General features: G+C 71.0%; 20 protein-coding genes. 14 read left to right on the top strand and 6 right to left on the bottom strand.

All coding sequences use genetic code 11. The annotated features are described in order from the left end of the window. Nucleotides 1-31: 31 nt before the first annotated feature. On the top strand, nt 32-1,108 hold the full coding sequence (gene rsgA, locus H4W81_RS00625) for a ribosome small subunit-dependent GTPase A (protein ID WP_225958370.1): 1,077 nt from the start codon (nt 32-34) through the stop codon (nt 1,106-1,108). Between the two features lie 269 nt (nt 1,109-1,377). Further along, entirely contained in the window at nt 1,378-1,887 is a 510-nt protein-coding gene (locus H4W81_RS00620) for a GNAT family N-acetyltransferase (protein ID WP_192780521.1), read from the top strand. Nucleotides 1,888-1,955: 68 nt separating this feature from the next. Here the strand turns inward: H4W81_RS00620 and H4W81_RS00615 are convergent, their stop codons facing one another. Further along, nucleotides 1,956-2,471: a MarR family winged helix-turn-helix transcriptional regulator gene (locus H4W81_RS00615; RefSeq protein WP_192772992.1), complete on the bottom strand. Its 516-nt coding sequence runs from the start codon at nt 2,469-2,471 to the stop codon at nt 1,956-1,958. 100 nt (nt 2,472-2,571) lie between these two features. Between H4W81_RS00615 and H4W81_RS00610 the strand changes: the two genes are divergently transcribed. The 5 genes from H4W81_RS00610 (at nt 2,572) to H4W81_RS00590 (ending at nt 6,015) form a co-directional block, all read left to right on the top strand. After that, nucleotides 2,572-3,369: an alpha/beta fold hydrolase gene (locus H4W81_RS00610; protein ID WP_192772991.1), complete on the top strand. Its 798-nt coding sequence runs from the start codon at nt 2,572-2,574 to the stop codon at nt 3,367-3,369. A 32-nt stretch (nt 3,370-3,401) separates the two neighbouring features. Continuing rightward, nucleotides 3,402-3,911, top strand: a complete 510-nt coding sequence (locus H4W81_RS00605; RefSeq protein WP_192772990.1) for a cupin domain-containing protein — start codon at nt 3,402-3,404, stop codon at nt 3,909-3,911. A 250-nt stretch (nt 3,912-4,161) separates the two neighbouring features. Further along, complete coding sequence (locus tag H4W81_RS00600) at nt 4,162-4,398, top strand: MarR family winged helix-turn-helix transcriptional regulator (RefSeq protein WP_192772989.1); 237 nt, start codon at nt 4,162-4,164, stop codon at nt 4,396-4,398. A 260-nt stretch (nt 4,399-4,658) separates the two neighbouring features. Continuing rightward, complete coding sequence (locus H4W81_RS00595; RefSeq protein ID WP_192772988.1) at nt 4,659-5,249, top strand: matrixin family metalloprotease; 591 nt, start codon at nt 4,659-4,661, stop codon at nt 5,247-5,249. A gap of 10 nt (nt 5,250-5,259) precedes the next feature. Further along, nucleotides 5,260-6,015: a hypothetical protein gene (locus H4W81_RS00590; protein WP_192772987.1), complete on the top strand. Its 756-nt coding sequence runs from the start codon at nt 5,260-5,262 to the stop codon at nt 6,013-6,015. Between the two features lie 189 nt (nt 6,016-6,204). Here H4W81_RS00590 and H4W81_RS00585 read toward each other — a convergent pair whose 3' ends face one another. Beyond that, on the bottom strand, nt 6,205-7,491 hold the full coding sequence (locus H4W81_RS00585; protein ID WP_192772986.1) for an MFS transporter: 1,287 nt from the start codon (nt 7,489-7,491) through the stop codon (nt 6,205-6,207). Between the two features lie 141 nt (nt 7,492-7,632). Here H4W81_RS00585 and H4W81_RS00580 point away from each other — a divergent pair, with 141 nt between their 5' ends. Then, nucleotides 7,633-7,773, top strand: coding sequence for a hypothetical protein (locus H4W81_RS00580; RefSeq protein ID WP_192772985.1), 141 nt, complete (start codon nt 7,633-7,635; stop codon nt 7,771-7,773). A 233-nt stretch (nt 7,774-8,006) separates the two neighbouring features. Here the strand turns inward: H4W81_RS00580 and H4W81_RS00575 are convergent, their stop codons facing one another. Next, complete coding sequence (locus tag H4W81_RS00575) at nt 8,007-8,795, bottom strand: SDR family oxidoreductase (protein ID WP_192772984.1); 789 nt, start codon at nt 8,793-8,795, stop codon at nt 8,007-8,009. A gap of 111 nt (nt 8,796-8,906) precedes the next feature. On the opposite strand from H4W81_RS00575, the gene H4W81_RS00570 reads away from it, so the two are divergent. The 6 genes from H4W81_RS00570 to H4W81_RS00545 all read left to right on the top strand — a co-directional run bounded on the left by H4W81_RS00570 (nt 8,907) and on the right by H4W81_RS00545 (nt 13,347). Then, nucleotides 8,907-9,491, top strand: a complete 585-nt coding sequence (locus H4W81_RS00570; protein ID WP_318781438.1) for a TetR/AcrR family transcriptional regulator — start codon at nt 8,907-8,909, stop codon at nt 9,489-9,491. A gap of 102 nt (nt 9,492-9,593) precedes the next feature. Next, nucleotides 9,594-10,349: an SDR family oxidoreductase gene (locus H4W81_RS00565; protein WP_192772982.1), complete on the top strand. Its 756-nt coding sequence runs from the start codon at nt 9,594-9,596 to the stop codon at nt 10,347-10,349. A gap of 145 nt (nt 10,350-10,494) precedes the next feature. Next, entirely contained in the window at nt 10,495-10,770 is a 276-nt protein-coding gene (locus tag H4W81_RS00560) for a hypothetical protein (RefSeq protein WP_192772981.1), read from the top strand. A gap of 67 nt (nt 10,771-10,837) precedes the next feature. Continuing rightward, complete coding sequence (locus H4W81_RS00555; protein ID WP_192772980.1) at nt 10,838-11,335, top strand: VOC family protein; 498 nt, start codon at nt 10,838-10,840, stop codon at nt 11,333-11,335. Between the two features lie 94 nt (nt 11,336-11,429). Next, a complete protein-coding gene (locus H4W81_RS00550) occupies nt 11,430-12,038 on the top strand; it encodes a hypothetical protein (protein WP_192772979.1) in 609 nt (202 codons plus the stop codon). Between the two features lie 136 nt (nt 12,039-12,174). After that, entirely contained in the window at nt 12,175-13,347 is a 1,173-nt protein-coding gene (locus H4W81_RS00545) for an MFS transporter (RefSeq protein ID WP_192772978.1), read from the top strand. A gap of 113 nt (nt 13,348-13,460) precedes the next feature. Here H4W81_RS00545 and H4W81_RS00540 read toward each other — a convergent pair whose 3' ends face one another. From H4W81_RS00540 to H4W81_RS00530, 3 genes are all read right to left on the bottom strand, one after another. Next, nucleotides 13,461-14,183, bottom strand: coding sequence for a hypothetical protein (locus tag H4W81_RS00540; protein ID WP_192772977.1), 723 nt, complete (start codon nt 14,181-14,183; stop codon nt 13,461-13,463). Between the two features lie 235 nt (nt 14,184-14,418). Then, on the bottom strand, nt 14,419-15,564 hold the full coding sequence (locus tag H4W81_RS00535) for a pyridoxal phosphate-dependent aminotransferase (protein ID WP_192772976.1): 1,146 nt from the start codon (nt 15,562-15,564) through the stop codon (nt 14,419-14,421). Between the two features lie 143 nt (nt 15,565-15,707). After that, nucleotides 15,708-19,238 carry a protein kinase domain-containing protein gene (locus H4W81_RS00530; protein WP_192772975.1) on the bottom strand — a complete coding sequence of 1,177 codons (3,531 nt, stop codon included), beginning with the start codon at nt 19,236-19,238 and terminating at the stop codon, nt 15,708-15,710. Between the last annotated feature and the right edge of the window lie 2 nt (nt 19,239-19,240).

The following is a 19,240-nucleotide window of genomic DNA, read 5'->3' as shown; positions in this document are numbered from 1 at the left end:
GGGGGCCCTTCTGGCAAAGGGTTCCAGACTGTTGTCTTCCTTCACCTCTCTTCCAGGCGGTCTGTCCGCCTATGGCTGGGGCGAGGAGCTCGAACGAGCCTTCGCCCCCCACCGCGCCGCGGGTCTGGTCCCCGCGCGCATCGCCGCCGTCGACCGCGGCCAGTGCGACGCGGTGACCGAAACCGGCCCGCTGCGGGCCGGCACCTCGCTGGTCGGGGCGGCCGACCCGGTGTCGGCCCCGTGCACCGGCGACTGGGCCGCGGTGCGGCCTGGCGGCGCACCCCAGGTCACGGCGCTGCTGCCGCGCCGCAGCGTCATCGTCCGCTCGTCGCCTTCGCGCAGGTCGTACGGCCAGGCGCTGGCGGCCAACGTGGACACGGTCGCGGTACTCGCCTCACTCGCCACCGCGCCGAATCCCGGCCGCGTCGAGCGGCTGATCGCCCTCGCATGGGAGAGCGGCGCCGTGCCGGTCCTGGTGCTGACCAAGGCCGACGCGGCGCCTGACCCCGCGCAGTCGGCGGCCGAGGCGGAACGGCTGGCCCCAGGCGTGACCGTGATCACCACCAGCGCGGCGACCGGGGAAGGGCTCGACGCGCTGGCGTCCGTGCTGACCGGAACCGTGGTCCTGCTCGGGTCCTCCGGCGCGGGCAAGTCGACGCTGGGCAACGCGCTGCTGGGCGCCGAGGTGCTCGCCACCGGGGCGGTACGGGCCCAGGACGGCAAGGGCCGCCACACCACCGTCCGCCGCGAGATGGTCCCGCTGCCGGGCGGAGGCGTCCTCATCGACACCCCCGGCCTGCGCGGGATCGGCCTCGTGGACGCGGACGAGGGCCTGCAGCAGGCGTTCGCCGAGATCGAGGAACTCGCCCTCGACTGCCGCTTCGCCGACTGCTCCCACGACCGCGAGCCCGGCTGTGCCGTGCGGGCGGCGATCGCCGCCGGAGAGCTGGACGAACGGCGCCTGGCCAGCTACCGCAAGTTGCTGCGGGAGAACGCGTGGGCGACCTCCCGCAGCGACGCGCGCGCCCAGCGGGAGGACGTCAAGAAGGCGATCACCCGCTCTCTGCGCCAGACCTATGCCTTCCGCGAGAGGCAGCGGCGCTCATGAGCGAGCTCGACGCCTTCCACCTCCTGCACCGCGGCCTGCCCCGGCAGGGGCCGGGCTCGGACAGCGACTGGTTCGAGGAGTACTACACCCCTATCGCTGAGCGGATCGCCGCCGCCGACCCGGCCGTACCCGGCATGGCCGCGGCCGTCGCCGCCGAACGGCGGGAGATCGAACTGCGGCGCGAACACGGCGCGGACTACGGATACACCGGCTACGTCCTGCGAGTCGCGGCCACCCCCACCACCGACTTCACGAAAGAGAGCACCACCATGTCGCAGACCTGGACCACCCGCCCGGAGACCGATCGGGACATCCCCGCGATCCGCGAGGTCAACCTCGGCGCCTTCCCCACGCCGCTGGAGGCCGACCTCGTCGAGGCGCTGCGCGCCGACCCGGCGTGGCTGCCCGGCCTGTCCATCGTCGCCGAGGACGCGGACGGCACGATCGCCGGATACGCGCTGCTCACCCGCTGCCACGTCGGCGACGCCCCGGCACTGGCCCTCGGCCCCTGCGCCGTGCTGCCCCGCCACCAGAAGCGAGGGGCGGGCTCGGCGGCCATTCGCGCGGGGCTACAGGCCGCGCGTGACCTGGGCGAGAACCTCGTTCTCGTCCTCGGCCACCCGGAGTACTACCCCCGGTTCGGGTTCGTGCCGGCCTCCCGGTACGGCATCCGGCCGTCCTTCGAGGTGCCTGACGAGGCGATGATGGCCCTGGTGTTCGACCAGACGCTCGCGGTGCCGAGCGGCACCATCGTCTACGCGCCGCCGTTCGGCGTCTGATCCGAGGCAGCACCCACCCGGCCCCGCCACGCCATGCGCGGCGGGGCCCTCCTCGGGCCTCGGGATCCCTATCGGGCTTCGGGTCCATTGCTCGGCGTGTCGCCGTACGACTCCAGCAGGGTGGCCAGGGTCGCGGCGAGGCTCTGGCAGTCCTCGTCGTCGAGGGCTTCGAGGAGGCGAGCCTCGTTGGCCACGTGCAGCGGGAGCACCCGGTCGATGACCTCGAGCCCGTGGTCGGTGAGGCGGATCTTGACCGAGCGGCGGTCGGCCGTGTCGCGGACCCTGGTGACCAGCCCCTTCTCCTCCATCCGGTCCACGCGCAGGGTGATCGCACCCGTGGTGACCAGGGACGCCTTGAGGAACGCGCCCGCGGTCAGCTCGTAGGGCGCGCCCGATCGCCGCAGGGTGGACAGCACGTCGAACTCGCCGGGCTCGAGTCCGTGCCCGGACAGGAAGTCCTTGATCTCCTTGTCCCACATGCGGGAGATCCGCATGATCCGGCCGACGACGCCGATCGGCTGGCTGTCGATGTCAGGACGCTCACGGCGCCACTGCTCCAGCACCGCTGCCACCGCGTCGGCCATGAGTCCTCCAGGGAATTAGGTGAGCGCTCATTTAGTTGACACTCACACAAGTGCTGATTATCTTAGCGCTCATCTTATCTCCCTATGAGTGGCGGTCACCATGCCTTTCACCTCAGTACGTGACACCGACGTCCACTACGAAGTCGAGGGCCAGGGCCCTGGACTGGTGCTGGTCCACGGCACCGGCGGCGATGCCGACAAGGTCTTCGGCAACGTCGTGCACCACTTCACCGCGACCAGGACCGTCGTCCGGCCCAACTTCAGCGGCAGCGGGCAGACCGTAGACGACGGCGCCGAGTTGAGCGTCGACCTGATCGCCGAGCAGGTCGCCACGGCCACCAGGGAAGCGGTGCGCGGCCCGGTCGACCTGCTCGGCTTCTCACTCGGCGCGGTCGCCGCCGCAGCCGTCGCGGCCACCCATCCCGACCTGGTGCGCAGGCTCATCCTGGTCGGCGGCTGGGCACACTCGACCGGTCCCCGCGACACGTTCTACTTCGAGACCTCGCGCAAGCTGCTCGACACCGACCGCGACCTGTTCAAGCGGTTCTCGGCACTGACCGGCTTCAGCCCCGCCGCCCTGGACTCCTTCGGCCACCAGGGGCTCGCCCAGTCACTGGACGACGCGTGGCCGCCGCCCGGCATCGGCCGTCAGATCGACCTGGGCGCGCAGGTGGACATCCGCGCGCTGCTGCCCTCGATCACGGCTCCCACCCTGGTCGTCGGGTTCGCGGGCGACAACATGATCCCGCTGGAGGGCTCCCGGCAACTGCACGCCGCCATCCCCGGGAGCCGGCTGGTCGAGATCGACGAGGGACACATGGACTGGTTCGCCGACCCCACCCGGCTGATCGCCCTCACCCGCGACTTCCTCGACGAGCCCGCCCCCGCGGCCGCCTAGGTCGTCAGGCCCTACAACCCCAGGAGCGAAAGATGTCCTATCCAGATCCGCGCTATTTCGGCAGCGACGGCGAGGTCAACGCGGTCTTCCGGCCCGCCACCACCGCACCCGACTTCGTCTCGACACCCGTGACCTCGTCCGGCCCCACCGTCGGCAGGGGAACCTCGTACCACTACCTGTCCACCACCGCGTCCACCGGCGGGGAGTACGGCCTGTACCGCGTGGACATGGGCCCTGAGTTCGGCGGCCCGAGCACCCACTTCCACAAGGCGATGTCGGAGTCGTTCTTCATCCTGTCCGGCACCATGCGGCTGTTCGACGGTGCGCACTGGGTCGACGCGACCGCCGGAGACTATCTGTACGTCCCGGTCGGCGGACTGCACGCCTTCCGCAACGAGTCGGGCGAGCCGGCGTCCATGCTGATGCTGTTCGCGCCCGGCGCCCCGCGCGAGGAGTACTTCGAAGGGATCACCCGGCTCGCCGAACTCGACGACGAGGAACGGGCGGAGTTCTTCCTCCGCCACGACAGCTTCTTCCTCTGACCGAGGACCCGCTCCCCTCCGGATCTCCGACGGCGCGGCCCGGGGGGCGAGGCCGCGCCGTCGGAGGCACGGCCGCCCACTCTCAGCGGACGCCCGAGAAGCGAGGCCGCACGCGCTCGGAGGTACGGCCCGGGGAGCGAAGGCGCACGCCCTCTGAGTACGGCTCGGAGCGGGGCCGCCCACCCAGGCCCGCCACCACCGCCTACCGGAAGGCCCCGCCCCGTCGTTCCCGCTTTCACCGGCCACGCGGATGGCCACGGCCGGCCTGCTGACCCGGCGGCGCGACGAGAAGGACCATCGCCTGGTCCGGCTCTATCTCACCGAGAAGGGCCAGGCGCTGCGGGAACCCGTCACGGCCGACCGGGAGTTCCTGGAGAGCCGGATCACCGCCGGGCTGTCCGACGAGGAGCTGACGGGGTTGACCTCGGCCCTCAGAAAGGTGCTGGCCAACGCCCGCCGCCTCAACACCGGCCCGCTCGACACCTGACCCCGATGGGCAGCGGGACGGCGGGCGCGGACCGCTGGAGGGAGCGGGAGCGGCCGCAGAACCCGGGAATCGGGGCCCGCGAAGAGGCGCCGACTCCGCCACCCGCCACTGAACAAGCCCCGTGAAGGTCCGCCCCGGATCCGGACGACCTCGCCGGTTGTCCACGCGGGACCGAGGAGCGGTTGGACATACCCATTGATCTTCTGCTCAACTTACCGGCAGCCTATTCGGTCGTCCTTTTCCCGACATTTATGGATCCCATGTCCTATCGCAAGCTCCTGCCAGCGATCATCCTCGCGGCAACGGTCGTCACGACCGCCTCCCCCGCCGGCGCCAACGGTTTCGGCTCCGCCGACGGCTGCTGCCCCTTCGCCGACAACGCCAAGCACTGGTACAACTACGCGTCGCTGGAGACCCGCACGAGAACCGCGGTCAAGGCGGCGCTGCTCAACCTCGACGCCCAGACCGACATGACCGTGGCCCCCGACACCACCCCGGACCCCAGCACCGACGTCGAGTCCTATGACCGCTACTACGTCGACCACTGGGACCTGGACTGGGACGGCTCGAGCACGGGCTACAACCTGTACGCCTACGCCAAGTGCGTGAAGAACATCGCCCCCGCCGACAGCACCCAGCCGTGGCGCTGCGACCAGTACGAGGTCCGCTACGACCTGGCCGACATCGACTGGATGACCACCACCAAGCGGCAGGCCCTGGCGTGCCACGAGGTGGGGCACACCGTCGGCCTCAGCCACTCCTCCGAGTCGTCGTCTTGCCTGCGGACCGGAGCCCACACCACCATCAAGTACAGCTCGCACGATGTCGCCCACATCAACGGCCGCTACTAGGAGTCCGGCGATGAGACACATCAAGCTCTTCACGGCCGTCGCCGCCTTCGCCGTCCTCACTGGCTGCGCCCAGGAGCCCGCCGCCAAGGCCGCCCCCGCCTCATTCTGGTCCCAGCTCCACGCCGACAGCGGGACGGGAGAGTACCTGTTCGACTCCGTCGACGACATCACCCCCGGCGCCAAGCCGTCCGGCTCGTTCCGCCCGGCCGCCGCCCTCGTCGAGGGGACGGTGGTCGGCGTCGAGCCGGGAATCGCCTACGCCTCGGGCGACGACTCGGTCACCCCGCAGGTCGTGCCGTATGACAGCGAGCAGGCGGTGATCCGCTGGGCCAGCGTCGTGATCAGGGTCGACAAGATCCTCGCAGGGAGGCTCGGCCGCGGTTACGACGCGGGACAGATCCGGCTCAGGGTGGAGCAGCCCGCCGGCACGACCCTCGACGGGCTGCGCCAGTCACTCGGTACGGCAGGCAAGGGCCTGTTCTACGTCGACAACGCCCTGAACAGGGCCAAGCGGCGGCCTCCCGCGCCGGCGGCCCAGGCGTACCAGGAGGTCGTGCACCTCCCGATCGGCCAGGGCGTGTTCATTGAGGAGACACCCGGCGCGGCACTGATCGCCCCGCTCGCGGAAGAGGAGCGCGCCGCACAGCTTCTCGGCGGTGACCCGCAGGTCAGGTCCGCCGGCGTCCCCACGCTGGCCCAGCTCCGCGCTCGCGCGCAGCGTTCGGCCTGCGAGTCCGGCACGGCGACGGACCAGTCCACCTGCTGACGGCCGAGAACCGACCACCCCGGCGATCCGCCCGCCGTGGCCGTTCCGTCCGGGACGCCCGCGGGCGGACCACCCCCCTGCGGCCATGCAGGAGCCAGGTCCGCCACCGCTGGAGGATCCATGCCGCGCCGACCAGATGCCGGCCGACCTCGCGGCTCTTGAGGACGACCAGGCGGGATAGGCCGCCGCTCACGCGCCCCGTCTCACAGCTGCTCGGATACCGCCTCTCAGCAGGGCGGGCAGGCACAGGACGGTGCCGAGGGCGCCGATCCACACCGAGGCCGAGAGGCCCGCGAGGGCGGTGGTCCCGGCCGCCGCAAGGCTGCCGAGCGCGATCGCGCCCCAGAGCAGGAACCTCTGTACCGCGCCGACCCGGCCCAGCAGGTCCGCGGGGGTCTGCGTCTGGCGGAGGGTGAGCGAGGTCGGGCTGAAGGCGCCCTCGCCGACGCAGTGGACGACGCTCCCCGCCACCAGCCCGGCCGTGCCCGCGACGCCACCGAGGGAGCCGAGCGCGGGCATGCTCACGATGCCCAGGACGGACACCGTGGCGGCGGCCGCGAGCGTCCGGGGCGCGCCGAGGCGGCGCTTCAGGCGGGCCGACATCAGGTTGCCGATCGGGTAGCCGGCCGCGGCGGCGCCGATCACGACGCCGATCCAGGACGGCGACAGGCCGAGGACGTCACGGCAGTAGAGCACCAGGCTCGTCTCCACCATGGACAGGAACAGCACGTAGACGGTGCCGCACGACAGGATAGGCTCGAGGATCGGGTGACGGAGCGCGAAGCGCAGGCCCATGGCGATGTCGCGGCGCAGCCAGCCGCGCCGGCGTACGGTGGCGGGCCGGCTGGGCTCCCTGTGCCGGATCAGGGCCAGCGAGACGAGCGAGGCCGCGAAGCTGAGCGCGTTGGCCGCGAGCGCGCCGATCAGGCCCAGTGCGCCGATGAGCGGACCGGCGGCCATCGGGCCCAGCGCCTTGGACGTCGACTCCGACAGGGCCAGGCGGGTGTTGCCGCGATGCAGCTGCTCGGCGTCGCCGTACAGGCTGGGCAGGTAGGAGGTGTAGGCGACCTGGAAGAACACCACCGCGCACCCGCTGAGCAGGATCAGCCCGAACAGCAGCGGAAACGTCAGGTCACCGGTGGCGGCCAGCACGCAGATCCCGCCGAACGCGACCACCTGCACGCCGTCGCAGACCAGCATGACGGTACGGCGGGGCAGCCGGTCGACGATGGCCCCGGCCGGCAGGCCCAGCGGCAGGAACGGCACGAACAGCGCGAACGGCAGCAGCGCCGCCTGAGCCGGGGAGGAACCCAGCACGGTCACGGCCAGGAGGGGCAGGGCCAGCGCCATGAACTGGTCGCCGAAGAGCGAGAGCGACTGGCCGGCCCAGAGCAGGCCGAAGTCGCGGCGGGCCGTCGGCGGATTCGGGCGCGATGCTAGGCCGTCGGACGGCGGAATGCCGATGCCGGTCGTCATGGGGCGATTTCCCACCAGAAAGACATGTCGCCAGATTCTCCCCATGGCCCGGCCGCGGCGACGGCGACAATCGGACCTCGCACTGGCACCTCGGTTAAACGGTTTGAGCCCCACGAGCGCCCTTGACTACCGTGGCCCGTCGTGACAACGCACCGGACCTCCACCGACTGGCGTGCGGCCAACCGCGCCAACTGGGACGAGCGCCGCTTCCCCGCCGGCCGGCCCAGAGTCCCGCTGATCTACTCACTCCGCGCGACGAAGCCACCCGCCGGCACCGGCTGAGAAGGCGGCGCGAGCTTGTCGGCGCTCCAATCGCCGGTCGTCGTCACGACGATCACGTGGCGAGCGGTTTTGGAGAGGCCGCTCGCCACGTGATCGTCACACCACGACCCCACCGTTCCCTGGGCCTCGGGAGGTTCGGCCGTACGGCGGGGCGGGGCCAGCACTTGACGATTTCCTGATTCACACTGTCAACGGCGCGATCAGGGAGAACCCGTGTCCTTGGGGAGGCGGTGTCAGACTGTTTTGACGGCTCCGCCGTCGATGATGTGGTCGGCGCCGTTGACGCTGCCGGCGTGGGGTGATGCCAGGTACGTCACCAGGGCGGCGACCTCCTCCGGTTCGACGAATCTGCCGGTCGTCATTCCCATGTTCGCCGGCAGCCCGGCCAGGAGCTGCTCGTGTTCGACGCCCAGGGAGGCGGCGAGTGCGGCGCCGTAGCCGTTGGGGTCCTCCCACATCGAGGTGCGCGCCGCGCCGGGCGAGATCGTGTTGACCCGCACCCCGCGCGGGCCGAACTCCTCGGCCAGGGCCTTGCCGAACGCGGTCAGCGCCGCCTTGGCCGTGGTGTAGGTGATCGGGCCCGCGTGCGGCATGCGGGCGCCGTTGGAGGAGATGTTGATCACCGCGCCGCGCTGACGCAGCAGGCTGGGCATGGCGGCCCTGGTGGCGCGCACGGCGCTGAGGAAGTTCAGGTCGTAGGCCTGGTGCCACTGCTCGTCGCCGAAGCCGAGGAAGCCGCCGAGCTGCCCCTCGCCGCCGTCGCCGCCGCCCACGTTGTTGACCAGCAGGTCGATCTCACCCAGTTCGGCCAGCGCCTGGTCGATCAGTTCGGCGGGGCCCTGCGCGGTGGACAGGTCCGCCGCCACGACGCTCGCCCCGCTCTCCTTGAGCGCCGGCGAGATGGTTCTCGCGGCGGCCACGACCCGCATCCCCTCGCCGGTCAGCGCCTTGACGATGGCCAGGCCGAGGCCCCTGCTCGCGCCGGTGACGACGGCGGTCTTGCCGGTGAGTCGCATGTCCATGGCGGTCTTTCCCCTCTTAGGTGCGTCAATGACGATGCCTTGACCATAGGACTTGCAACACTGATGACGCAACTCAGGCTTGAATCGGCACGATGCCGTATCCTCTGTGGCGTGAGTGAGACGACGCGGGCGCGGCGGTCCGACGCCGAGCGCACCGTACGGACGATCCTGGAGGCGGCCGAGCGGGTGCTGAGCAGGAATCCGGCGGCAAGCATGGAGCAGATCGCGGAGGCGGCCGGGGTGGCGCGCACGACCGTGCACCGGCGCTTCGCCTCCCGCGAGGCGCTGGTGGACGCGATGGCGGGCTGGGCGACCAGGCAGTTCGCCGCGGCCGTGGCGGCCGCGCATCCCGAGACCACGCCGCCGCTGGTCGCGCTCTATCAGGTCACGGCGAACGTGCTGCGGGTGAAGATCGACTGGGGGTTCGCGATGAGCCGGGCGCTGTCCGCCGACCCCGAGGTGAGCAGGGTGCACGCGGAGGTCGAGGCCTCGTGCGACCGGCTCTTCCGGCGGGCTCAGGCGGCGGGGGTGCTCCGTGCGGACGTCGACGTCGACTGGGCGAGGCGCGTGTACTACGCGCTGATCCACGAGGCGGCGCAGCACCACGACGGCGACGCCGACACCCTGGCCACCCGCCTGGTCGACACCCTGCTACGGGGCCTGGGCCCGGGGCTCAACGCGGCCGCCGTGCTTTGACCCGGGGTTTGGCCCGCACTGACATTCAGGCCCGTAATGTCCGTAATGGTGTCCACCGACTCCCCCCGAACACGTATCACAGCTTCAGGGGGATTGATCGCGATGCCGGATCGCTCACTCAACGGCAAGGTGGTCTTCGTCGGCGGCGCGTCCAGGAATCTGGGCAGCCTGATCTGCCGGACGATGGCCGCGGATGGCGCGAAACTGGTCGTGCACTACAACAGCAACTCCTCCAAGGGCGACGCGGAGGAGACCGTACAGGCGTGCAAGGGCGCGGGCGGCGACGCCTTCGCCATCCAGGGTGACCTGACGCGGGTCCCCGAGATCAGGCGGGTCTTCGACGAGACCCTCAAGCAGTACGGCTCGCTGTACGCCAGCGTCAACACCGCGGGCATGGTCATCAAGAAGCCGCTGCTCGACACCACCGAAGAGGACTACGACCGGATGGTGGCGGTCAACGCCAAGTGCGCCTACTTCGTCATGCAGGAGGCCGCGCGCCGCGTCGAGGACGGCGGGAAGATCATCACGATCGTGACCTCGCTGCTGGCCGCCTACACCGGCCTGTACTCGATCTACGCGGGCAGCAAGTCGCCGGTCGAGCACTACACCCGTGCGCTGTCGAAGGAGCTGTTCGGCCGCAACATCTCGGTCAACAACATCGCGCCAGGGCCGATGGACACCGGGTTCTTCTACCCGGCCGAAACCGACGACTCCATCGCCTACCACAAGTCGTCGGCGATGAACGGCGAGCTCACCAAGATCGAGGACATCGTGCCGTGGGTGCGGTTCCTGCTCACCGACGGCTGGTGGGCCAACGGCCAGACCTTCTTCGTCAACGGCGGCTACACCACCCGCTGAGCGGCGACGCGCCCCGTCAGCGCTCGCGTCAGCGCTCGTCGGCGGCTGAGGCGGCGCGCAGGAGCAGGTCGCGCAGACTGTCCTGCTCCTGCGGCGACAGCCCCGCCAAGGGCGAGCGCGTGGTCAGGAACTTATGAGGACAGCCATGACGAGCGCCACCATCGACCCCCGCCTGACCCGCCCGGCCGGCATCCGCACGATCCAGCTCGGCCGGCTCACGATCAGCTACGTCCCCGACGGGCACGTGCAGCTGCCCGGCCGCTCCTGGCTGCCGACCACGACCGACGAGTTCTGGGCCGGGCATCCCGAGTACCTCGACGACGCGGGCAAGTCGGCAACCACTTCGCCGACGTGCAGTTCGGCCGCGTGCTCGATGACGCGTGGCTGCCGGCCTGGGGCTGTGGCCGATCGGATGGCATAACCGGCAGGCCGGTCCCGTTGTGACAAAAGCTCGTCCTGCCGATCACTCACGCTGAGGAGAAGATCCCATGACCCTTTCCCAGGACGCCGCCGAGAACGGGAAGCCGCCGGCCGTCCGCCAACTCCGGCTGGTGGTCGAGGCGGAGGACTACGAGGCCGCCCTCGCCTTCTACCGGGACGCCCTGGGCCTGCCCGAGCAGGCCGCCTTCTCCGGTGGAGACGGCGCGCACGTGGCGATCCTCGACGCCGGGCGGGCCACGCTCGAAATCGCGAATCCCGCGCAGAAGAGGATGATCGACGATGTCGAGGTGGGCCGCCAGGTGGCACCCAAGATCCGGGTCGCGTTCGAGGTCGACGACGCTCGAGCCGCCACCGACCGGCTGCTCTCGGCCGGCGCCGAGGAGGTCGCGCCGCCCACGGTCACGCCGTGGCAGTCGCTGAACGCGAGGTTCGACGCGCCCGCCGGCCTGCACATCTCGGTGTTCCAGGAACTGCGCAGCCTCGAGGAGCGCGAGTCGCTCGACGGCTTCGGAACCGAGGAGGGCCGGCGAGGGGACGCCTCCTGACGAAAATCCGCCGCATCGGACGCGAACCTCCGGCTTCTTGATCGCATCAAAGGGGATGTTGCACACTCACTGATCAAGAAAGCGGCAATCCCCCATGATCAAGCTGATCCTCTCCGGTGTCGCCGGTGCCGTGCTCGTCTTCGGCGCCACCGCCCCCGCCTTCGCCGCCGCCCCGCGCGAGATCCCCAAGGGCTTTCTGAAGTACGAGCACAAGAAGGCCCAGGACAAGTACATGACCTGGGAGGTCACCGACAAGGCCCAGCCCCTCGCCCTGCTGACCGACTGCCCGGCGAAGCGGCCTAGCGTGCGGAAGGCCGAGGACTCCCGCACGGTCAACGCCAGTGGCGACAGCGACTACCGCTATGCCGAGCAGGTGGTCATCATGCCCAGCCCCGCGGCCGCGCAGCAGGTCATGAAGGGGTTGCGGACCGGGGCCGCGTCGTGCGCCACGAAGGAGCTGGCCGTCAAGACCGCGCCGGTCGTGAAGCTGGGGGATGAGGCCCTCACCGTCAGCGCCCAGAACGTCTCGAAGCAGAGCCTCGGCGGCGCCGAGCGTGCCGTGGTGGTCAGGAAGGGCAGCGCCGTGCTCGTGTACAGCGAGTTCACGGCGTATGGCAAGATCGGCAAGCACGACTTCACCAGGCTGCTGGCCGACGCCCGGGCGATGGCTGCCCGGCTGTGCCAGGCCGCCGGGGAGTGCTGAGCCGGAGAGACAGGGCGCGCCGTCCGAGTGTTCTTCCGGTGAGAAACGTCGGTGGCGTCCAGCAGACTGATCGACTGCGGGGTCTCGGCCAACGACGGTCCCGCGCGCCCGGACGCACCGATGGATGGAGCTCAACGTGAACCACCCCTCCCGGCCGAGAACTGTCGCCGCCCTGGCCGTGTTATCCCTTGGCACCTTCCTGTTGGCCAGTGTCCAGGGGCTCGTGGCCGGAGTGCTGCCCCAGCTCGCCACCGACGAGGGGACACCGCTCGCGCCGACCGGAACCGCGTACCTCCTGGGGCTGGCCGTCGGCGGGCCGCTGCTGACCGCCGCGAGCCTTCGGCTCGGCCGCCGGCTGTTGCTGCTCCTGACCATGGGGGCGGCCGTGCTGGTCATCGCGGCCATGGCGCTGGCGTCCGGCACGGGCGTGCTTCTGGTGGGTACGGTCGCCGCCGGCGCCCTGTACGGCCTGTTCTTCGGGGCCTCCTGCGTCATGGCGGCCTCGACGGTGCCGGCCGCGTGGCTGGGCAGAGCGGTCGCCGCCCTGCTCGGCGCCAGCGCGGCGGCGGCTGTGCTGAGTCCGACACTGGGCGCGTGGACGGCGGAGGTCCTGTCCGGGCGCCTCGCTCTGCTCGCGATCGCCGTCGTCGGCCTGGTCTCTCTGCCGTTCCTGTGGCTGCTCCTCCCGACCGTCGTCGTCGCGCGGGAGGAGGGCGGGAGGTTCCGGCCGGCGTTCACGCCTCGCGTGCTGGCCGTGCTGGGCGTCGCCGCACTTCTCATGGGTGCGCAGGCCGCCATGGTTCCGGCCGTCGTCCCCATGCTGGGCGACCTGGGCGAGTTGTCGATCACGCAGCTCACCGTCATCCTGGTGGCGCTGGTGGTCGGCATCGTGATCGCGACGTTCGCCGGCGGCTGGGCGGCGGACCGCGACGCCGTGCGCGCCATGATGATCGCCAACGCGATCCTGGCGCTCACGCTGGCCCTGCTCTTCGTGGCCAACGCCGTCACGATGCTGTCGATGGGGATGGCGATCGCGATCGCGTGTGTGGTGGTGTGGGAGCTCGCGCTGCGCGCGCTGGGGCCGTCCGTGCTGCACAGCCTCATCACGCTGGCGGGGGCCGGCAGGCACCTGGCCGCGCCGCTGCTGCTCTCTGCGGTCAGCGCGGGATCGGTGGCGGGGGGCGAGATCGGCCTCCGGGCATACGACCTCGGCTACGAGACCGCCATCCTCTCCGCTCTGGTGATCTGCCTGGCCGCGGTTCCGTTGTGGTGGACGGTGAAACGGGCCCGCGCCGCCACGCAAGCATGAGCAGCCGCCTCGGCCGCGACCTCATCGAGGACGGACGACGAGCAACGAGCCGCGGACCTGAAGGCGTTTGAGCGCATACGTGGTGATGTCCCATCTGGTGTCGCGCCGGGCCGTCAGCTGAACGTGACGTCGGTGATGTCCAGCGTGATCGGGGTCCAGGACAGGTCCGGCGTCCGGTCCTCGTTGCGGGCGTGGACGTGCCGTCTGGTCGGCACCACGATCCCGTCGAACGTCTGCTCCTCGCGGATGTAGTGGGCGACCGGCGTCCGGCCGTTGACGTCCGGCTCGTAGTCCATCCGGCGCAGCAGACCGGCGGCGTCGAAGTAGTAGAGCTGGGTCGCGCTGTGGGTGTCGACCGAGCCGGGGAACGTCACGCTGAGGACGCGCCACTCCTGTCCGTCCTCCGTCCACGGCTCCACCTCGTGCGCCTCGACGCCCGGCCAGGTGAAGACGTACGGCTCGGCCAGGTGGTGCCAGGTGTCGTAGGCGCGGAAGTAGGCGATCTGCGCGATGCTCCACCGCGTGTCCGGGGTGTAGCCGTCGAAGGTCGTCCGTGGGCGGTCCAGGGCATCGATGACGGCGCCGTCCGCGCCGGTGACGATGACCCGGTCGGCTTTTTTGTCGAAGTCGACCGTACGGCCGATCGACTCCTGGATCTGACGGACGTGCTGCTCCTGGAGGCTCGCCTCGACGAGGTTGGTGTCGGCGAAGTCGGGGTGCCCCTTGAACTCCCAGAACGGGCCCCCGTACGTGACCCTCGCGCTCAGGGCCGAGAGGTTCTTCCAGCGGTCGAGCCCGCCATGGGCGTCGAGTACCCGCTCGAGCAGTGCGTCCATCCGTCACTCCCAGCCATCACAATTGGTAGTCAAATGAGCACTAAAAGCTAGAATACGCCAGTGCCTACCTCGCCACGATGACCGTCGAGGATGAGGACAGCGCCCCTCCCCCGCCCGCCAGGACTACCTCCTCTGGCTTCGCCGGACCTTCGGACTCACACCCGCGGAGGACGAGGGCGGTCGGACGAGGGTTACGGCCCGCCCGCGAGGGCGACCGTCGGGTGAGGACCGACCCTCAGGCGAGGGCGGCGGTGAAGCGGTCGCGGAGTTCGGTCAGCCGCTTGACCGGCTCGTTGCTGTAGACCAGCCGGACGTACCGGCCCGCGACGGCCTCGCCCCAGGCGGTCATCGGGGTGGCGGCGATACGCCCACGCTCCAGCAGCCGCGCCGACAGCTCCGGCGCGCCCAGCCCCAGAGCCTCCGCGTCGACCAGGCACGACCAGCCGCCCGCCGCCCGCACCACCGGCAGCCCGTCCAGCTCCCTGATGACGGTGTCGTGGCGGAGTTGGTACTCGGCCACCGCCTCCTCGACGCCACTCGGCCCGGCGAGCGCCGCGGCGGCGCCGAGCTGCGCGAACCCGCTGGAGACCGTCGTGTTGTAGGTGACCGCCACGATGACGCGGGCCATGATGTCCGGCGGCCCGGCCACCCAGCCGATCCGCCAGCCGATCATCCGGTACTCCTTGGACATCGACCCGATCACGATCGTCCGCTCGGCCAGCCCGTCGACCCGGCACGGGTTGATACGCGGGTGCCCGTCGAAGACGATGCGCTCCATGGCCGCGTCGTAGATCAGGTACGCGCCGGTCCGCTCGCAGACCTGGGCGACCGCCGCCCAGTCCTCCTGGTCGAGGACGACGCCCGACGGCATCGACGGGCTCATCAGCAGCAGCGCCGCCGCGTCGGACACCCGCAGGAGCGCGTCCCTGTCGAGCCGCCACAACCCGTCGCGGACCCGGAGGGGCACGAGGGACGGCTGCGCGCCCGCCAGCCGTACGCGCTGGAAGAGACCGGCGTACGTGGGGTCGGTGAGCACCACGCGCTCGCCCGGCTCGGTGGTGGCGAGCAGCACCGGCATGACCGCCGAGGTGCCGCCGGAGGTGACGACGATCTGCCGGACCGGGTCGAAGTCGAGACCGGTCCGCAGGCGCAGGTCGGCGGCGATCGCCTCGCGCAGCACGGGCAGCCCGCTGAACGGCAGCCAGCTGTTGCCCTGCCCGGTGGTCAGCGCGTGGACGGTCGCCTCCACGGCGGCGGGCGGCGGCGGCACGTCGGTGTCGAGGTTCTCCATCCGCAGGACGTCGGGGTCGGATCCGGCGGCCGCGGCGACCCGGTCGATGTCGAACGACCGCACCTGGGCGAAGCGTGAGTTGTTCCGCATACGGAACACGTTTGCGCTCCGAAGGCTCGGTGTCAATGCCGCCTGGTCCAGATGTCGTCGGGCAGGTCCCAGGGCGACGCGTCGCCGAACGGTGACGAGCTTCGCCCTGCCGTGCCACCCCTAAATGAGGGGTCCCCTGAACGTCACCCGCACACCTCCACCGAGGGAACGTCCGGCAGGTGGGCCGCCCACTCCTGCTCGGTGAGCGTCCGGCCGGATCGGCCGCACAGGGCGTCGGCCACGGCCGACGGCGCCACGGGGTACTCGTGCCGCGCGCCCAACTGGTCGAAGGTGATCAGGCGGGCGCCGTCCGGAGTGAAGGCCACCCGCTGGACGGCCCCCCGATCGTCGTCCGGAACCGCGCCGACCGACTGTCCCAGCGTCAGGTCGTAGAGGCGGACCCGGCCGTCGCCGCCCACCAGGGCGGCCAGGTCCTCCGCCGGCGAGACGGCGAGCGTCGTGGGCGTGCCGGGCGTGCCTCCGATGACCGTCCTGGGTGAGCCGTCCTGGTTCCAGACGGTCAGGCGTCCCCGGCTGTCCGCGGTGACGAGCAGTCCGGCCCGGGTGAACGCGCCGTAGGCAAGGCTGGTCGCCCGGCCGGTGGCGCGCAGCGCCGGGCCGATGCGCTTGCCCGTCGCGGCGTCCAGCAGGCCCGGCTCCTGCGCCAGCACGGCGAGCCGAGCCCCATCGGCGGTAAAGGCGACGTCGGTCAGGCTGTTCAGCTGGGCCGACCACAGCGCGCGGCCGGCCTTCCAGTCCCAGAGCTGGAGCGTGGACTTCGTCGAGTCGTCCGATAGCCGGAGCTCCACCGCGACCTTGGTGCCGTCGGGGCTGACGCCGCGAATGAACGCCTCACCGCTGTCGCTCAGGGTGAGGCGCTTGATCTCCTTCCTGGTCGCGGTGTCGTGGATCCGCAGGCGGCTGATGTTCTCGACGTCGTCGGGCGACTTGTCGTAGATCTCGAAAGTGGTCAGCGCGATCAGCTTGCCGTCCGGGCTGAAGGCGGCGCCGGTGAGGGAGAATTGTCCTCTGGCTCGGCCACGCAGCAGCAGCTCTCGTTTCTTCGTAGTCCGCACGTAGGCGGCGCCCGTGCTCGAGTCGGTGCTGAGCTGGTCCACGCTGAGCGTGCCGTCCGGGCTGATGGCCGCCGTGTCGGACTCGAGGTCGGCCGGTGCGGTGAGCGCCGAGAAGTCGAGGGAGAAGACGCGGTCCTCGGTGAGGTAGCGCAGCGTCTTCCCGTCCGGGTCGAATCGCGGTTGCGGCGACATCACCGTGGCCGCCCATCGGTAGGGGCCGGGCGGGGAGCTGACGGTGAGCGTGGTGAGGAGCATGCCGTCACCCCAGAGCTGGATCTGGTCGTCTGTCGCCGAAGCGAGCAGCTTCTCGTCGTGGCTGAAGACCAGGCTTCCCTGATTCCATGGGTCCGGGCCGATGCCGATCCACTCGGCGATCGCGAACCCTGTCGAGTCCTTCAGGTCGGCCCCGCCGAGCCGCCGTCCCGGCAGCGCTTCGAGCAACCATCCGTCCTTGGTGACGGCCAGCGGGTCGGGGCAGGAGTCACAGGAGCCCTGTGCCGGCCTGGTGCCGGTGAGTTTCAGGCTGGGCAACGCGAATCTGCCGATTCTCTTGGTGTTTCGGTACTGCATGTAGACCGCCGAACCGTCCGGGGTCATCGCGCCGTTCCAGTAGCCGGGGAGCCGCGCGGTGCGCCCTGTCTCGAGGTCCCAGAGGGTGAAGGCCTCCCGTTCCAGCAGCACATAGCGATCGACCGTGCCGAAGCTGATGGCGGCTCGGTCGACCTGCTCGCCACCGATGGGGCTGCGGAATCGCCAAACGCGTCTGACCTTGCCCGTCTTCACCTCCCAGGCGTGCACGCCCCTGCTGGTCAGGAGCACGAGCACCGCGCCGGACGGGCTCAGCGCCATGTCGATCGGCGTGCCCTTGACGTCCAGCTTCAGTTTCCCGACCTGGCGGCGGCCGACCACGTCCCACAGGCGCGCCTCGTTGCCGCTGACGCTGACCAGGGTCCGGCTGTCGGCGCTGAGCGTGCGGATCGTGCCGGGTTCGGCCGCCGGATCCTGGAACACGCCGGTCTCGCGTTTGGCGAGGGAGTCGTTCATGGCCTTGCGGGTCTGCGCGGTCGGGTTGAGCCGCCAGGCGGCGACGCTCAGCAGCCCGCCGAGTCCGGGATCGGTGGCGCGGATCGCCCCCGCGGCCGCCGCGATCCTGGCCGCCTCGGCGGCGCGGAACCGGTCGTCTGCCACCTTGCCCTGCCACACCGCCACGCCGGTCGCGGCCAGCGAGACGACCAGCAGGACGGCCAGGCTCATCGACGCCAGCCGGGTCCTGCGCGCCCTGCGGCGGCCCAGCGCGGCGCCCGCGTCCAGGAAGTCGCGTTCGAAGCCGGCCAGCGTGATGTCCTTGCGGCCGGTGGCGGCCCACTGCAGCGCGTTCTCCAGCGAGTGCCCGGCGAACAGGTCGCCGTCCCGCCGGCCGCGCTCGTCCCACCGCCGAGCCGCCGCCAGGATGTCCCGGTGCGCGGCCAGGCCGTCCCTGTTGCTCTCGATCCAGCGGCGCAGCCGGGGCCACGCGTGCGGCAGGGCCGGCCGGGCCAGCCGTACCTCGTCGCCGCTGATCTCCAGGAGGTAGCCGAAGACCCGCAGCACGCCCTGCGCTTCGGCGAACTCGCTCAGGCGGGCCCGCCTGATGGACAGCTCGCCGTCCTCGTCCACCGTCACCAGGCGCAGGAACACCTGCGCGGCCAGCTCGCGGTCGGCCGGGCCGAGCATGCCGTAGGCCTCCTCCGCGAGCGGGCCGAGGCCGGGGTCGTGCGCCTCCGTCGTGAGGTGTGCCGCCCGGCCGCCTTCGGCGAGCAGCCTGGCCGTGTCGAGCTGCCCGTCGCCGCTGATCAGGGCGAGCAGCAGGGCGCGGGCCGTCGGCCGCTCCAGTGGGTCCTTGCGCAGCGCGGCGTGGACCAGCGGGCGGAGCGACTCCGGCAGGCAGGTGAGGTCCGGTTCGACCGACATGACCTGGTGCATGACCGCGCCGAGCGTCTCGGCCTTGAACGGGTCCCTGCCGGTCGCGGCGAACAGCATGATCCCGCCCCACGCGAACACGTCGGCGGGCGCCCCGGCCCGCTCGCCGGTGAACACCTCCGGCGCCATGTACGTGGGCGTCCCCGAGATCAGCCCGGTCGCGGTCAGCGACATCTCCAGTGTCCGCGCGAGCCCGAAGTCGATCACTCGGGGGCCGTCGGGGCCGAGCAGGACGTTGTCCGGTTTCATGTCCCTGTGGATCACGCCCGCGTCGTGGATCGCGGTCAGCGCGGTGGCGACGCCGGTCGCCAGCCGGTGCAGCTCTCCCGCGGTGAAGCTCCTGCCGTTGCGTACGGCGGCGCCCAGGCTGGGCCCCTCCACGTACTCACTGACCAGGTACGGCCGGGGCCCGGTGAGATCGGCCTCGATCACGGCCGCCGTGCAGAAGGAGGAGACCCGCTGGGCCGCGGTGGCCTCGCGCTGGAGCAGGCCCACGTCGACGCCGTGCAGCATCTTGATCGCCACCCGGCGCCCGGTCTGGTCGTACGCCTCGTAGACCACGCCCTGGCCGCCCGCGCCCAGCCGTCCGGCCAGCCAGTAATCCCCGATCCGCAGCGGATCTCCAGCAACTAGTGTCACGG

This window comes from Nonomuraea africana, assembly GCF_014873535.1.
GTDB lineage: Bacteria > Actinomycetota > Actinomycetes > Streptosporangiales > Streptosporangiaceae > Nonomuraea > Nonomuraea africana.
This window is presented reverse-complemented; position numbering and strand designations above follow the sequence as displayed.

Excerpts from the sequence above, each read along its gene's own strand:
- H4W81_RS00595 (WP_192772988.1), top strand. The coding sequence starts at position 4,659 with ATGTCCTATCGCAAGCTCCTGCCAGCGATCATCCTCGCGGCAACGGTC.
- H4W81_RS00575 (WP_192772984.1), bottom strand. The coding sequence starts at position 8,795 with ATGGACATGCGACTCACCGGCAAGACCGCCGTCGTCACCGGCGCGAGC.
- H4W81_RS00600 (WP_192772989.1), top strand. The coding sequence starts at position 4,162 with ATGGCCACGGCCGGCCTGCTGACCCGGCGGCGCGACGAGAAGGACCAT.
- H4W81_RS00590 (WP_192772987.1), top strand. The coding sequence starts at position 5,260 with ATGAGACACATCAAGCTCTTCACGGCCGTCGCCGCCTTCGCCGTCCTC.
- H4W81_RS00605 (WP_192772990.1), top strand. The coding sequence starts at position 3,402 with ATGTCCTATCCAGATCCGCGCTATTTCGGCAGCGACGGCGAGGTCAAC.
- H4W81_RS00615 (WP_192772992.1), bottom strand. The coding sequence starts at position 2,471 with ATGGCCGACGCGGTGGCAGCGGTGCTGGAGCAGTGGCGCCGTGAGCGT.
- H4W81_RS00620 (WP_192780521.1), top strand. The coding sequence starts at position 1,378 with ATGTCGCAGACCTGGACCACCCGCCCGGAGACCGATCGGGACATCCCC.
- H4W81_RS00555 (WP_192772980.1), top strand. The coding sequence starts at position 10,838 with ATGACCCTTTCCCAGGACGCCGCCGAGAACGGGAAGCCGCCGGCCGTC.
- H4W81_RS00610 (WP_192772991.1), top strand. The coding sequence starts at position 2,572 with ATGCCTTTCACCTCAGTACGTGACACCGACGTCCACTACGAAGTCGAG.
- H4W81_RS00560 (WP_192772981.1), top strand. The coding sequence starts at position 10,495 with ATGACGAGCGCCACCATCGACCCCCGCCTGACCCGCCCGGCCGGCATC.
- H4W81_RS00535 (WP_192772976.1), bottom strand. The coding sequence starts at position 15,564 with ATGCGGAACAACTCACGCTTCGCCCAGGTGCGGTCGTTCGACATCGAC.
- H4W81_RS00550 (WP_192772979.1), top strand. The coding sequence starts at position 11,430 with ATGATCAAGCTGATCCTCTCCGGTGTCGCCGGTGCCGTGCTCGTCTTC.
- H4W81_RS00565 (WP_192772982.1), top strand. The coding sequence starts at position 9,594 with ATGCCGGATCGCTCACTCAACGGCAAGGTGGTCTTCGTCGGCGGCGCG.
- H4W81_RS00585 (WP_192772986.1), bottom strand. The coding sequence starts at position 7,491 with ATGACGACCGGCATCGGCATTCCGCCGTCCGACGGCCTAGCATCGCGC.
- H4W81_RS00540 (WP_192772977.1), bottom strand. The coding sequence starts at position 14,183 with ATGGACGCACTGCTCGAGCGGGTACTCGACGCCCATGGCGGGCTCGAC.